11 protein-coding genes are annotated in these 15,305 nt (G+C 65.5%); 9 read left to right on the top strand and 2 right to left on the bottom strand.

The features are described 5' to 3' along the window. The 7 genes from xylF to AC6H42_RS22010 form a co-directional block, all read left to right on the top strand. Positions 1-786 (top strand): D-xylose ABC transporter substrate-binding protein (gene xylF, locus AC6H42_RS22040; protein WP_497548943.1); only part of this gene is annotated, 786 nt, incomplete at its 5' end. A gap of 15 nt (positions 787-801) precedes the next feature. Continuing rightward, positions 802-2,325, top strand: coding sequence for a D-xylose ABC transporter ATP-binding protein (gene xylG / locus AC6H42_RS22035; RefSeq protein ID WP_057154964.1), 1,524 nt, complete (start codon positions 802-804; stop codon positions 2,323-2,325). 93 nt (positions 2,326-2,418) lie between these two features. Further along, on the top strand, positions 2,419-3,552 hold the full coding sequence (locus AC6H42_RS22030; protein WP_057154963.1) for a sugar ABC transporter permease: 1,134 nt from the start codon (positions 2,419-2,421) through the stop codon (positions 3,550-3,552). Between the two features lie 40 nt (positions 3,553-3,592). Continuing rightward, the gene (locus AC6H42_RS22025; protein WP_497548942.1) at positions 3,593-5,980 is read left to right on the top strand and encodes a glycoside hydrolase family 3 N-terminal domain-containing protein; all 2,388 of its coding nucleotides are present in this window, start codon (positions 3,593-3,595) and stop codon (positions 5,978-5,980) included. Between the two features lie 89 nt (positions 5,981-6,069). Beyond that, positions 6,070-8,385, top strand: a complete 2,316-nt coding sequence (locus AC6H42_RS22020; RefSeq protein WP_497548941.1) for a coiled-coil domain-containing protein — start codon at positions 6,070-6,072, stop codon at positions 8,383-8,385. Positions 8,386-8,512: 127 nt separating this feature from the next. Continuing rightward, positions 8,513-9,280, top strand: a complete 768-nt coding sequence (locus AC6H42_RS22015) for a substrate-binding periplasmic protein (RefSeq protein ID WP_497548940.1) — start codon at positions 8,513-8,515, stop codon at positions 9,278-9,280. Between the two features lie 82 nt (positions 9,281-9,362). Beyond that, positions 9,363-10,496 carry a branched-chain amino acid ABC transporter substrate-binding protein gene (locus AC6H42_RS22010; RefSeq protein ID WP_057154959.1) on the top strand — a complete coding sequence of 378 codons (1,134 nt, stop codon included), beginning with the start codon at positions 9,363-9,365 and terminating at the stop codon, positions 10,494-10,496. A 96-nt stretch (positions 10,497-10,592) separates the two neighbouring features. On the opposite strand, the gene AC6H42_RS22005 is transcribed toward AC6H42_RS22010, so the two are convergent. Further along, on the bottom strand, positions 10,593-10,817 hold the full coding sequence (locus AC6H42_RS22005; protein WP_157200902.1) for a hypothetical protein: 225 nt from the start codon (positions 10,815-10,817) through the stop codon (positions 10,593-10,595). Positions 10,818-11,019: 202 nt separating this feature from the next. Here AC6H42_RS22005 and AC6H42_RS22000 point away from each other — a divergent pair, with 202 nt between their 5' ends. Then, complete coding sequence (locus tag AC6H42_RS22000; RefSeq protein WP_497548939.1) at positions 11,020-12,180, top strand: zinc-dependent alcohol dehydrogenase; 1,161 nt, start codon at positions 11,020-11,022, stop codon at positions 12,178-12,180. On the opposite strand, the gene AC6H42_RS21995 is transcribed toward AC6H42_RS22000, so the two are convergent. Then, positions 12,177-12,413 (bottom strand): hypothetical protein, encoded by a 237-nt coding sequence (locus AC6H42_RS21995; RefSeq protein WP_497548938.1) that lies wholly within the window; start codon positions 12,411-12,413, stop codon positions 12,177-12,179. The genes AC6H42_RS22000 and AC6H42_RS21995 overlap by 4 nt on opposite strands. Before the next feature lie 332 nt (positions 12,414-12,745). On the opposite strand from AC6H42_RS21995, the gene AC6H42_RS21990 reads away from it, so the two are divergent. Beyond that, on the top strand, positions 12,746-15,305 hold a 2,560-nt coding region (locus AC6H42_RS21990; RefSeq protein ID WP_497548937.1), incomplete at its 3' end, for a Calx-beta domain-containing protein.

The following is a 15,305-nucleotide window of genomic DNA, read 5'->3' as shown; positions in this document are numbered from 1 at the left end:
GCGCAGATCGAAAACCTGATCTCGCGCGGCGTGGACGTGCTGGTCATCGTTCCCTACAACGCCACGGTGCTCAACAACGCGATCCGCGAAGCCAAGAAGGCCAAGATCAAGGTGCTCTCGTATGACCGCCTGATACTGAACTCCGACATCGACGCCTACATCTCCTTCGACAACGTGAAGGTCGGCGAGCTGCAGGCCGACGCCGTGGTCAAGCTGAAACCGAAGGGCAACTACTACCTGCTGGGCGGCGCGCCCACCGACAACAACGCCAAGATGCTGCGCGAAGGCCAGATGAAGGTGCTGCAGCCGCTGGTGGACAAGGGCGACATCAAGATCGTCGGCAAGCAGTGGGTGAAAGACTGGAGCGCAGCCGAAGCGATGACCATCGTGGAAAACGCGCTGACCGCCAACGGCAACAAGATCGACGCCATCGTCGCCTCCAACGACGGCACCGCCGGCGGCGCCATCCAGGCGCTGACCGCGCAGAAGCTGGGCGGCAAGGTGCCGGTGTCCGGACAGGACGCCGACCTGGCGGCCGTCAAGCGCGTCATCGCCGGCACGCAGGCCATGACGGTGTACAAGCCGCTCAAGCTGATCGCCTCCGAAGCGGCCAAGCTGGCCGTGCAGCTGGTGCGCAATGAGAAGCCCGCCTACAACGCGACCTACGAGAACGGCATGAAGAAGGTCAACACCGTGCTGCTCAAGCCTATCCCGCTGACCAAGGCCAACGTCAACGTGCTGGTCGACGACGGCTTCTACACCAAGGCCCAACTGTCCATCAACTGATTGCCGACGACGAGCATGGCCGATTATCTTTTAGAGATGAGGGGCATCGTCAAGCAGTTCGACGGTGTGAAGGCGTTAAACGGGATCGACATCCAGATGAAGGCCGGCGAATGCATCGGCCTGTGCGGCGAGAACGGCGCCGGCAAATCGACGCTGATGAAGGTGCTGTCCGGGGTCTACCCGCACGGCACCTGGGACGGCGAAATCCTGTGGAAAGGCGAGCCGCTGCGCGCCCAGTCCATCCGCGACACGGAGGACGCCGGCATCGTCATCATCCACCAGGAGCTGATGCTGGTGCCCGAACTGTCGGTGGCCGAGAATATCTTTCTCGGCAACGAGATCACGCTGGCCGGCGGGCGCATGGACTACGCGGCCATGAACCGCCGCGCCGCCGAGATCCTCACCTGGCTCAACATCCACGACGTGAACGTGGTCGAGCCGGTGAAGAACTACGGCGGCGGCCACCAGCAGCTGATCGAGATCGCCAAGGCGCTCAACAAGCGCGCGCAGCTGCTGATCCTGGACGAGCCGTCGTCCTCGCTGACGGCGTCCGAAATCCAGGTGCTGCTCAAGATCATCCGCCGGCTCAAGGCGGAGGGTGTGACCTGCGTCTACATCTCGCACAAGCTGGACGAAGTGGAAGCGATCTGCGACACCATCGTGGTGATCCGCGACGGCCAACACATCGCCACCACGCCGATGAGCGAGATGAACGTGGACCGCATCATCGCGCAGATGGTGGGGCGCGAGATGAACCAGTTGTACCCGCAGCGCCGGCACGCGCCGGGCGATGTGGTGTTCGAGGCGCGCAACATCAGCTGCTACGACGCCGACAACCCGGCGCGCAAGCGGGTCGACAACATCTCGTTCACGCTGCGCAAGGGCGAGATCCTCGGCATTGCCGGGCTGGTGGGCGCCGGACGCACGGAGCTGGTGTCATCGATATTCGGCGCCTACCCCGGCGCGCACGAAGGCGAAGTATGGCTCGACGGCCAAAAGCTCGACACCGGCACGCCGCAGAAGGCCATCAAGGCCGGGTTGGCGATGGTGCCGGAAGACCGCAAGCAGCACGGCATCGTGCCCGATTTAAGCGTGGGCCAGAACATCACCATGTCGGTGCTGGGGCAGTTCGCGCGCGCCACGCGGATCGACCAGGAGGCCGAGCTGAAGACCATCAAGCGCGAGATCGCCAGCGTCAAGCTGAAGACCGCCAGCCCCTTCCTGCCGATCACCGGGCTCTCCGGCGGCAACCAGCAGAAGGCCGTGCTGTCCAAGATGCTGCTCACCAAGCCGAAGATCCTGATCCTGGACGAACCCACGCGCGGCGTCGACGTCGGCGCCAAGTTCGAAATCTACCAGCTCATGTTCGACCTCGCCGCGCAAGGCATGTCCATCATCATGGTCTCCTCCGAACTGGCCGAAGTGCTCGGCATCTCCGACCGCGTGCTCGTGATAGGCGAAGGCCAGTTGCGCGGCAACTTCGACAACGACAACCTCAGCCAGGAAACCGTCCTCGCCGCCGCCCTCGACCAAGCCTAGCGACCTGAGCCGCATTCCCCCAACTTCGGGGTCTGACCCCGAAGTTGGGGAAATGCGGCTCAGCTCGGTACAAACTGACAGAATCGATAGCCAATGACTATTAAGAAAATTTTCACGCAGTACAAGATGCTGGCCTTGCTGATCGCGATCGCGCTGATCTGGGGCTTTTTCAGCATGAAGACCGATGGCGGCTTTATTTCGCCACGGAACTTGTCCAACCTGATGCGCCAGATGGCCATCACCGGCATCGTCGCCTGCGGCATGTCGCTGGTCATTATCGCCGGCGAGATCGACCTGTCGGTCGGCTCGCTGCTGGGCCTGCTGGGCGGCGTCGCGGCCGTGCTGGATGTGACACACCACCTGCCGCTGCCCGTCAACCTGCTGCTGGTGCTGACCTTCGGCCTGCTGGTGGGCCTGTTCAACGGCTACCTCACCGCCTACCTGAGCATCCCCTCCTTCATTGTCGGCCTGGGCGGCATGCTGGCCTACCGCGGCATCGTGCTCGGCGTGACCGGCGGCACCACCGTGGCGCCGGTGTCGGACGACCTGGTTTATCTGGGCCAGGGCTACCTGCCGCCGCAGCTGGGCATCCTGCTCGGCGTGGCGCTGTTCGCCATCGCCGTGGCGCTCACCTGGCAGCAGCGCCGCAGCCGCGCCGAGCACGGCCTGGAAGCGGCGCCGCTGTGGCGCGACGCGCTCAAGGTGGTCGCCATCGGCGCCATCGTGGCGGCCTTCGTGGTCACGCTCAATTCCTACGAGGGCATTCCGCTGCCGGTGTTGCTGCTGCTCGCGCTGCTGGGCATCTTCACCTACATGACCACGCAGACCGTGTTCGGCCGCCGCGTCTACGCGGTGGGCAGCAATATGGAGGCGACCCGCCTGTCGGGCATCAACGTCAAGTCGATCAAGCTGTGGATCTTCGGCATCATGGGCCTGATGTGCGCGCTGGCCGGGGTGATCAACACGGCGCGCCTGGCGGCCGGCTCGCCTTCGGCCGGCACCTCGGGCGAGCTGGATGCGATCGCGGCCTGCTTCATCGGCGGCACGTCCATGCGCGGCGGCTCGGGCACCGTGTACGGCGCGCTGATCGGCGCGCTGGTGATGGCCAGCCTCGATAACGGCATGTCCATGCTGGACGTGGACACCTACTGGCAGATGATCGTCAAGGGCTTCATCCTGACCCTGGCGGTGTGGATCGACGTCAGCACGCGCTCGTCCAAGCGTTAAAAAAACAAGCGTCAAAAGATACTACAACGGAGACAACGCAATGAGCAAAAACCGCAGGCAGTTCCTGTCCACCGCAGGAAGCCTGGCGGGTCTGGCCGCCCTTCCCGCGCCCATGGCCTTCGCCGCCGCAGTACCGGTCTACAAGAATCCTTCCGCTCCCGTGGCCAAGCGCGTGCAGGATCTGCTGGGCCGCATGACGCTGCAGGAAAAAATCGAGCAGATGCAGTGCGTGTGGCAGGACAAGAAGAAGATTGAGGACAGCAGCGGCAACTTCTCGCCCGAGAAGGCCAGCCAGCTGCACCCGCACGGCATCGGCATGCTGGGCCGCCCGTCGGACCGCCAGGGCCAGGCCGCACCAGGCGGCGCCGCCGGCGACAGCGGCCGCCGCGTCAACCGCAATGCGCTGGAAACGGCGACCTATGTGAACACGGCGCAGAAGTGGGCCATGGAGCAGACGCGCCTGGGCATTCCGATGTTCACGCACGAGGAGGCGCTGCACGGCTACGCCGCGCGCGACGCCACCAGCTTCCCGCAGTCGATCGCATTGGCGTCCTCCTTCGATCCGGACATGGTGCGCAAAGTGTACGCCGTGGCGGCGCGCGAGATGCGCGTGCGCGGCTCGAACTTTGCGCTGGCGCCGGTGGTGGACGTGGCGCGCGAGCCGCGCTGGGGCCGCATCGAGGAAACCTATGGCGAAGACCCGCACCTGGCCGGCGAAATCGGCAAGGCCGCCGTGCTGGGATTCCAGGGCGAGAGCAAGCAGCTTGCAAGGGACAAGGTGTACACCACCCTCAAGCACATGACGGGCCACGGCCAGCCGGAGAGTGGCACCAATATCGGCCCGGCCGAAGTGACCGAGCGCACCTTGCGCGAGGAGTTCTTCCCGCCGTTCGAGAAGATCGTGAAGGAGACCAATGTGGCCGCCATCATGCCTTCGTATAACGAGATCGGCGGCGTGCCGTCGCACGCCAACCGCTGGCTGCTGCACAAGGTCACACGCGAGGACTGGGGCTTCAAGGGCGTGATGGTGTCGGACTATTTCGGCATCAAGGAGCTGATCACGCGCCACAAGCTGGCTGCCACCCCCAAGGAAGCTGCCCTGCGCGCCATCAAGGCGGGCGTAGACATCGAGACGCCGGACGGCTTCGGCTACAAGGAATTGGCCGCGCTGGTGAAGGAAAAGCGCGTGTCGGTGGCGGAGATCGACGCCATGGTGGCGCGCATCCTGGAGCTGAAGTTCAACGCCGGCCTGTTCGAGAATCCGTATGTGGACGCGAACGTGGCCGACAGCCTGACCGCGACGCCGGACGCGGTGGCGCTGGCGCGCGAGGCGGCCTGCCGCTCGGCCGTGCTGCTGAAGAACGACAAGGGCATCCTGCCGCTGGACCCGAAAAAAGTCGGCAAGGTGCTGCTGCTGGGTACCCACGCCAAGGACACGCCGATCGGCGGTTATTCGGACGTGCCGCGCCACGTGGTGTCGATTTACGAGGGGCTGAAAGCCGACAGCGAAAAGCATGGCTTCCAGCTGACCTGGTCCGAGGGCGTGCGCATCACCGAGAGCCGCGTGTGGGGTGCGGACGAAATCGTGTTCACGCCGAAGGCCAAGAACGATCAGCTGATCGCCGCCGCGCTGGAGGCGGCGAAGTCGGCCGACACCATCATCATGGTGCTGGGCGACAACGAGCAGACCGCGCGCGAAGCATGGGCCGACAATCACCTGGGCGACCGCGAAACGCTGGACATGCTGGGCCAGCAGAACGAACTGGCCAAGGCCATCTTCGACCTGGGCAAGCCTACCGTGGTGTTCCTGCTGAACGGCCGTCCGCTATCGGTAAACCTGCTGGCCGAGCGCGCACCGGCGCTGATCGAGGGCTGGTACCTGGGCCAGGAAACCGGCTACGCGGCGGCCGACCTGCTGTTTGGCCGCGCCAACCCGGGCGGCAAGCTGCCGGTGTCGATTGCGCGCAGCGTGGGCCAGCTGCCCATCTTCTACAACCACAAGCCGTCCGCGCGGCGCGGCTATATCGACGGTTCCACCAAGCCGCTATACCCGTTCGGTTTTGGCCTCAGCTATACGACGTTTGCGATCTCCGAACCGCGTCTTGCGAAGGCGGCGATCCGCGTGGGCGAGTCGACCCAGGTGTCGGTGGACGTGCGCAACACCGGCAAGCTGCTGGGCGACGAGGTGGTGCAGCTTTACATCCGCGACGACGTCAGTTCAGTCACCCGCCCGGTGCTGGAACTGAAGGCCTTCAAGCGCGTGACGCTGGCCCCCGGCGAGTCGCGCACGCTCACGTTCGACATCAAGCCTTCCGACCTGTGGTTCTTCAATATGGACATGAAGCGCGTTGTCGAGCCGGGGTCGTTTACCATCCATGCTGGCCCGAACAGCGTGGAGTTGAAGTCCGTGAAACTGATGGTGAGCTAGGGCAAGCCGCCCTTGTGTTCGCCAGCCCACAGACGGGCGCGGCACGAGGGCGCATTCTCGCGGGATAAACTTGCCCGCAAGGTGATGCCATGCTGCCCCCGATCTCCAACGCGGCCGACGCCGCAGCCATTCCTCCCGTCCAGCCTATCGGCGCGCCGGCCGTCGGCTCTGCCGCAGAACCCGCGCCTGCGGTACTGGCCGCCGCTGCCACTGTCGAGTTTTCCGATCTGGCGCAGTTCCTGTCCACGGTGGCGCTTACGCGCAGGCAGTTGCTCGAGCTGCAGGGCACGCCCGAATCGCCGCAGCCCACCGAGGCGCAATTGCGGCTGCTGACCGATGCTGCCGACGCGCTGCGCCTGTCCTTCAACCAGTTGCCGCCCGCCTCCACTGACCTGACTCCGCTGCTGACCGACGATGACGGCAGCAGCACGCTGGCCGAACGGCTGGCGGACACGCTGCGGCAGCAAGGCGCCACCGGACTGCCAGGCTCCCAGCTCGCAGCCCGCACACTGGCGGACATCGGCCTGACACTGGATCCGCTGGCGCCCGAATCGGCCAGCGATATCCTGAACCTGAACACGCGCGTGCTGGAAGCGGCTTTCCAGATCGACCGCGAAGGCACGCTTAACGTGCTGACGCAAGCCAGCGATGAATTCAGCGCGTTGGGGAACGCGCTGGCGCGCCAGGTCAGCGCCAGCACCGCGCTGGAGGAAACCTTGCCCAGTGCGTTGCAAGCCGAGACCGCCGCGTCGCAGCTGCAGCTGTCCGACGAGGCGCTGCGCAACGCCATCCTGGAGAGCACGCCCGCGCTGACTCAAGCGGAGATCGTGCGCCAGCAGCAGCTTGAAGTCGCGCGCCAGGTGCTGGCAGAGCAGGCCGACAGCGTGCTGGCCGAGACCCAGGCCGAGCGCCTGGCCGCCAACCGCGCGGCGGAGGAACGTCAGCTCAACAGTACCCGGGAGCAGGACCTTGCCGCCACCGCGCTGGAGGACCGGCTCGAGAACGAGCGCCTGGCAGCGCAGCGCCAGGATGCGACGGCGCAAGCCATCCTGGCCGACCGCCTGGAGAACGAACGCGCCGCCGTCCAGCGCCAGCAAGCGGCGGACGCTGTCGCTGCCCGCCAGGCGGTGGAAGCCCGCGCCGCGCAAACCACTGCCGAGCAGCGCAGCGCCGGCCAGCAAGCGGACGAGCTACGCACCGCTGAGCAGCGCTTGTCCGAGCAACGCCTCGCAGACCAGCGCATTTCCGCGCAGCGCACCGCCGAGCAGCGCCTGGCAGTCCAGCAGGCCGACGAGCTGCGCATAGCCGAACAACGCGCTGCGGACCAGCGCATCACCACGCAGCGCACCGCCGAACAGCGCCTGGCAGACCAGCAGGCCGACGAGCTGCGCATAGCCGAACAACGCGCTGCGGACCAGCGCATCACCGCGCAGCGCACCGCCGAACAGCGCCTGGCAGACCAACAGGCCGACGAGCAGCGCATAGCCGAACAACGCGCTGTGGACCAGCGCATCACCACGCAGCGCACCGCCGAACAGCGCTTGGCAGACCAGCAGGCCGACGAGCTGCGAATAGCCGAGCAACGCACGGCAGACCAGCGCGTCACAGCCCAGCGCACTGCAGAGCAGCGTCTTGCGGACCAGCAAGCCGACGAGCAGCGCGTAACCGAACAACGTGCCGCAGACTTGCGCGTCACCGCCCAGCGCGTGGCCGACCCGCGCGCTGCCGAATTGCGCGCAACAGAACGCCGCGAAGCGGCGCAAGCGGCCGACGCCCAGCGCGCCGAAACGCAACGCGCAGACGCCGACCGCGAAGCCGGCCGCCAGCTTCAGTTGCGCGCCGCGCAACAGTCCGACAACCCTGCCAATCCCGCCTCGCCAGCTGCCCAGCGCGCGGCTGAACAGCGGGCCGCAGACCTGCGCCTGGCTGATGACCAGCGCGTTGCAGACCAGCGCATCGCCGACCAGCGCGTGGTGGCAGACCAGCGCCTGGCAGCGGAACAGCGCATAGCGGCCGAGCAGCGAGCGGCCCGTAACGCCGCCACGGCCGCCGCAAGCGCCACTTCCGGTACCGCCGCCGCTGCAGCCGCTGCAGCAGCTGACGCCGCAGCGGCGGCCGGCGCCGCCGATGCAGCCGCCCAGGCCGCCGTGCAAGCAGCCGAAGCCCAGCGCGCCAACGCCGCCCGCGACGCCAACCGCCAGCAAGCGCCCAACGCCGCCGACCCGGCCCTGGCCGCCGCCATCGCCGCCTACAATTCCGCCAACATCGCCGCCGCCTCCGGGGCCCGCCCGCCCGGCCCGCCTCCCGCCGCCGACCGCATCCGTCCGGTAGCCCCGGTCACCGCCGTCACACCCGCTCAGCCGGCGGACAGCGGTGGCGGCGACACCACAAGAACGCCGCGCTGACAGCCGCCCGGCCACTGATCCACGCAAATCTCTGCAATAATCAGTGGTCGATGAAATACACGAGTCCCGCATGCCGACCTTCAGCAAGCGTACCTTTCTGCTAACAGGCTCCCTGCTTGCTTGCACCGTGCTAGCCGCAAAAGCAGTGGCGCAGACCGCCACGCGTCCGGCAGCGCCGCCGCAGGTGCAGTCGCCGCCCCTGCCGCAGACGGTTACGCTGCTGCTGGGCGACACGCTCGACCTGACCGGCAAACAACAGCCGCCAAAAGCCGCGCGCCGCAAGCTGTTCGACTACCTGGAACAAGAGCTGAATGTCAGTTTCGACATCAAAGCCTACCCCTGGCCGCGTGCCGAACGCCACGCGCGCGACGGCGCCGGCCTGATCTTCGGCCTGCCGAAAAACGCCGACCGCTTGCGCGACTTGCGTTTCTCCGACCCCGCCTCCAGCAACACGCTCTGGCTCGTCACCCGCAGCGACGCCACCTTCCCCTTCCGCACCATCGACGACCTGCGCGGCAAGACCATAGGCGCGGTGCGCGGCTACAGCTACGGCGACGAATTCGAACGCGGCCGCAACAAGCTGTTCAGGGTGGACGACGACATCGCCTCACGCGCCACTCGGCTGCAGCGCCTTCTGCTGAAGCGGGTGGACGCGCTGCTGCTGTATCAGCCCTCCTCGGAAAGCCAGGCCGATGTCGAGACGTCGCTGGACCAATTCATCCGCCCGCACCTGAAAGACCTGACCCTGCCGCCCGGCGTCCACCTGGCCGTGCTGCCCAAGCCACTGCAAGTGGAAAACGGCATGCATTTCGCCATCTCCCGCAACCATGACGACGGGCTGATAGACCGCATCAACGCCGCCCTTGCACGCCAGCGCAAGCTCGCGCAGCGCTAGTGAGCGCTCCCACAAGTTTTCAGTTGCCCTGCCCCCTCCACTTGGCGATAATGCACCCGCATATCGACCACAAGGAGACGCAATGAATTTGAAACTGACCACGGGCGTACTGGCCCTGCTGGGCGCCATCAGCGCCATGAACAGCGCAGCGGCGCAGGACACCATCGTCAAAATCGGCCACAGCGGTCCGCTGTCCGGCCCACAAGCCTTTTCCGGCAAAGATAATGAAAACGGCGCCCGCCTGGCGGTGGAGGAACTGAACGCCAAGCCAATCACCGTGGCCGGCAAGAAGCTCAAATTCGAACTGCAATCCGAGGATGACCAGGGCGACCCGAAAGCGGGTGTGCAGGTAGCGCAGAAGTTCATCGACAGCGGCATTAAATACGTGGTCGGCCCGTACAACTCCGGCGTGGCCATCCCCGCCTCGCGTGCCTACAACGACGCCGGCGTGATCTTCGCCACCGTTGCCACCAATCCGAAAATCACGCAGCAGGGCTACAAGGGCCTGTACCGCGTGAACGCCAGCGACACCCAGCTCGGCTCCAAAATGGCCATGTACGCCGCGCAGGAACTGAAAATGAAGACGGTGGCCGTGATCGACGACCGCACCGCCTTCGGCCAGGGCGTGGCCGAGGAATTCAAGAAGCAGGCCAAGGCTTCCGGCATGACCGTGGCCGGCCATGAGTTCACCACCGACAAGGCCTTCGATTTCACCTCGATCCTGACCAAGCTCAAAGCCAAGAAGGTGGAAGCGATCTTCTTCGGCGGCTATGCGCCGCAGGGCGCCCCGATGGCGCGCCAGATGAAGCAGCTGGGCATCAACGCCAAGCTGCTGGGCGGCGACACCATCTGCACCGCTGAAATGGGCAAGCTGGGCGGTGACGCTGTGGCCGACAACGTGCTGTGCTCGCAAGGCGGCGCCATCCTGGACAAGGCCGCCAGCGGCCCACAGTTCAAGGCAGCGTTCAAGAAGCGCTACAACCGCGATGCCGACGTGTATGCCGCGTCCTACTACGATGCCACCATGATGTACGCGCAAGCGATGCAGAAGGCCAATTCGATTGATCCGGCCAAGGTGGGCGCGGTGATTTCGTCCAGCGCCTACAAGGGCGTGGCCGGCACCTACGCCTTCGACGCCAAGGGCGACATGAAGGAATCGCCGGTGACGATCTTCACCTTCAAGAACGGCCAGCCGGTGGCGCTCACCAGCTACTAAGCAGCAACTAAGCAGCAACTAAGCAGCTACTAAGCAGCTACTAAAAAACAAAAAGGGCAGCCACCATGGTTGCCCTTTCTTCTACAGCGCTATGGATTAGCGGCTTTTGCTGCCACCGCCGCTACCGGTTTCCCGGTTCATCTCCTGATCATCCAGGCGCCCGCCCTGCGTCGTACCCTTTTGGCCGCTTTGCTGGCTCTGTCCCGGGCGGCTGCCGCTCTGCTGGTTTTGCTGATCTTGCTTGCCACCCTGCTGACCACCCTGGCGGCTGCCCTGGTTCAGGTCGCGGTCTTTATCGATATCGTTTTGATTGCTAGCCATGTTCATCTCCTTGATGTTATGGATGCCTCGCCCAGCCATGCGGCAAGGTGGAATCATGGTAGACCCGCCGCCGTCGCGTTCGCATAGGCGCGCGGGCAAGTGAAAGGTAGGAATGTTCCTACTTCGTATTCAGCGGAACACCCCTGCCGGGAGGCCGCAGCCGGCACTACCCTGAATGCCTAAACCTGCCAAGGAGGCTTTCATGCGCGCACTCGTTTACCATTCCGCACACGACGTGCAGGTCGACACGGTTGCCGACCCCATCATCCAGGAACCGGACGACATCATCCTTAAAATCACCGCCACCGCCATCTGCGGCTCCGACCTGCATCTGTACCGGGGCAAGGTGCCCGGCATGAAGGAAGGCGATATCATGGGCCACGAATTCATGGGCGTGGTGGTGGACGCCGGACCCGGCGTAGCCCATTTGCACAAAGGCGACCGCGTGGTCGTGCCGTTCGTGATCGCCTGTGGCAGCTGCTTTTTCTGCGACTTGCACCTGTACTCGGCCTGCGAAACCACCAACCCCGACCGTGGCGCCATCATGAACAAGAAAGATCTGCGGCCCGGCGCCGCACTGTTCGGCTTCAGCCACCTGTATGGCGGCGTGCCCGGCGGCCAGGCGGAGTACGTACGCGTGCCCAAGGCCAACGTCGGCCCCATCAAGATTCCGGACACGCTGGCGGACGAAAAAGTACTATTTCTCAGCGACATACTGCCCACCGGCTACCAGGCGGTGCTCAACGCCGGCGTGACGTGCGGCTCCAGCGTGGCCATTTTCGGCGCCGGGCCGGTCGGCCAGATGGCGGCGGCGTGCGCGCGCATGCTGGGCGCCGAGCGCATCTTCATGGTCGACCACCACCCCTACCGGCTGGAATTCGCGCGCGCCACCTACGGCGTGATCCCCTTCAATTTCGACCAAGTGGATGCGGCCGATGCCATCATCGAGGCCACCAGCTTCCGTGGCGTGGACGCGGTGATCGACGCGGTAGGCTTCGAAGCTAAGGGCAGCGCATTGGAGACCGCGCTCACCAACCTGAAGCTGGAGGGCAGCAGCGGCAGCGCGCTGCGCCAGTGCATCGCGGCCGTGCGGCGCGGCGGCACCGTCAGCGCACCGGGCTTGTACTCCGGCTTCATCCACGGCTTCCTGTTCGGCGACATCTTCGAAAAGGGCATCAGCGTGCGCGCCGGCCAGACCCACGTGCAGAAGCACATGCCGGAATTGCTGCGTTTCATCGAGGAAGGCAAGCTGCACCCGGAAGTGATCATTTCGCACCGCCTGCAACTGGAGCAGGCCGCAGACGGCTACCGCATGTTTGACAAGAAGGAGGACAACTGCCGCAAGGTGGTGCTGCGGCCTTAAGCGGGACCGATGTTGGGCGCCGGCGTTTCCTCAGGGTATGGGCGCGGCACGGCGCGCCGGTCCGCGTCCGGCACCAGCATGGCCGTGTAGCTGCGCACCTGCCCCAGCGGACGCGCCAATACCTCGCAGATCAAGCGCTTGGGGATGCCGGACAGTTCGGCATAATTGAGCGCGGTGCCGACGCCAAAAGCGGCCCGCGTCAACAAGGCAACAGAGACCCTTTCAGCTGTCATTCCATCAACACGTCGGCTCATGGCCACAGTCTAGAGCAGCGAGCTCAAGCCCGGCGCATGATAGGCGTGGCTGGTTACCATCTCCCACGATGCAAGCTAGCCCAACGATGGCAAGCCTGGCGACGCGTTCCGCCGACGGCGCGCTGACGGCTGAGCGCGGTGCTGTGTCATGCGGGCCACACCGGCAGCAGGCATTGATTGCACTGATGCAACTGCGTGCGGTAGACTGCTTTCCGGCCCCAACACTGCCACCTCTCGCCGGAATGCCGGCATGCCTATCTTAATTTTCCGTCACATCAATGCCGTGACTCCACTTTCTCAGGAGTCTCGTCATGGCCAATACCACTGTCTCAGTCTCGTTCGCCAACGGTTTCGTTGGCGACGCAAGCCGCAACAACGAAGCATCCAATGCGGCCTACCTGACCGCCAAGGGCTGGTCCAATTTCCAGTTTTCGCAAGTGACCAATAACGGGCAGTTCGGCGGCTCCCAAGGCAATGACTACTCGGGCACGATACTGATCACCGACGCAGCCGGCGTGCAGCATACGATCGACGGCGTGATCAACTGGCGCGCGCCGAGCGGCGCGGTCAGCACCATCGTGTTCTACGCCACCGGCAGCGCCCACACGCTGGCAACCGCGGGCGGCGGCAGCTACGTGATCGATCCCTACACGGAAGTAAACGGCGACGCGCGCAGCTTCATAGGCCTCACCTTCAATAACGCCACGCTGGCGATCAACAACGGTTCGGTGACCGGCAATGCCGCCACCAACGGGCTGATGTCGGCGCTCAACACCTACCTGGCCGACCAGCCGCAGCTGAGCGTCAGCGACGCGACGGTCGACGAGGCGGCAGGCACGGTCAGCGTCACTATTTCGCTCAGCAAGGCCAGTGCCGACACGGTAACGGTAAAGTACGCGACGGAAGACGGTTCGGCCGGCGCCGGCACGGACTACGGCGCGGCCAGCGGCACGGTCAGCTTCGCACCGGGGCAACTGACCCGGACCATACAGATTCCCATCACCGACAACGCCGTCGTGAACGGCGCCAGGGATTTCACCGTGGTCCTCAGCGACAGCGCCTTCGCCGCCATTATCGATAATACCGGCATGCTGACCATCACGGATAACGACGTCGCCCCCGCCGTGCCGGTCATCAGCAGCGTGCTGGCCGAAGACGCGGCGCACACCGGCGCCAATCCGGTGGACAGCACCGTGGCCGAAGGCGCCAGCCTGCTCTACACCGTGGCGCTGAACACCACCAGCCCGTCCCCCACCGAACATGCCGTGACGCTGGGTGGAAGCGCCGGCGGCGCCGACCGTGGCGCGATTACCTTCAGCAGCGGCGTGGCATGGAAGAACGCCGATCCGGCCACCGGCATCGTCATCGTTCCCGCCAACGTGGGCAGCTTCACCGTCACCATCGCCACCGCCGACGACAGCGCCATCGAGAGCATAGAAACCGTGGTGCTCACCGTTGGCGGCGTGAGCGCCACCGGCACCATCACCGACAACGACAGCCAAAGCGTGACCAGCGTACTGGCCGAAGACGCGGCGCACACCGGCGCCAATCCGGTGGACAGCACAGTTGCCGAAGGCGCCAGCCTGCTCTACACGGTGGCCCTGAACACCACCAGCCCGTCGCCCACCGAGCACAGCCTCACGCTGGGCGGCAGCGCCGCCGGCGCCGACCTGGGCGGCATCGCCTTCAGTGGCGGCGTGGCGTGGAAAAACGCCGACCCGGCCACCGGCATCGTCGTCGTGCCCGCCAACGTGGGCAGTTTCACGGTCACCATCGCCACCGTTGACGACAGCGCCATCGAGAGCGCGGAGAACGTGGTGCTGACCATTGGCGGTGTGAGCGCCACCGGCACCATCACCGACAACGACAGCCAGAGCGTGACCAGCGTGCTGGCCGAAGATGCGGCGCACACCGGCGCCAATCCGGTGGACAGTTCGGTCGGGGAGACCGGCACGCTGCTGTACACGGTTACCCTGAACGTCTCCAGCCCCTCCCCCACCGAATACAGCCTGGCGCTGAGCGGCTCGGCCAGCGGCGCCGACCTGGGCGCCGTTAGTTTCAGCGATGGCGTCGACTGGAAAAATGCGGATGCATCGACCGGCATCGTGGTGGTGCCCGCCAACGTGGCAAGCTTCACCGTGGCCATCGCCGCCGCAGACGACAGCGTCATCGAACACGCTGAGAGTGTGGTGCTGACCGTGGGCGGTGTGAGCGCCACCGGTACCATTACCGACAATGACAGCCAGAGCGTAACCAGCGTGCGGGCCGAGGACGCGGCCGCCACCGGGGCCAATCCGGTCGACAGCACCGTCGTGGAGGGCGGCAGCCTGCTGTTCACCGTGGCGCTGAATACCGTCAGCCCCGCGCCAACCGAGTACGCGTTTGCGCTGGGCGGCTCCGCCACGGGCGCCGACCTGGGCAGCATCGCCTTCAGTTACGGCGTCGCCTGGAAAAATGGCGATCCCGCGACCGGCACGATAGTGGTGTCGGCCAATGTGGGCAGCTTTGACGTGCTTATCGCTACTACTGACGACAGCGCGATCGAAAATGCCGAAAGCGTGGTGCTGACCGTGGGCGGCGTGAGCGCTACCGGCACTATCACGGACAATGACACGGCTCCCCCGGTTGTGCTGCCGCCAGTGGTCCAACCGCCCATCGTACAGCCGCCCATCGTTCAGCCGCCCATCGTGCAGCCGCCGGTGGAACCACCGGTCACCGAGCCGCCGGTCGTGCAGCCTCCCGTGGTGCAGCCTCCCGTGGTTCAGCCTCCCGTGGTGCAGCCTCCCGTGGTTCAGCCTCCCGTGGTGCAGCCGCCCGTGGTTCAGCCTCCCGTGGTGCAGCCACCCGTGGTTCAGCCTCCCGTGGTGCAGC

This window comes from Massilia sp. NBRC 108631 (assembly GCF_059704565.1).
The sequence above is the reverse complement of the archived record's forward strand: the minus strand, read 5'-3'. Positions and strand labels throughout refer to the sequence as shown.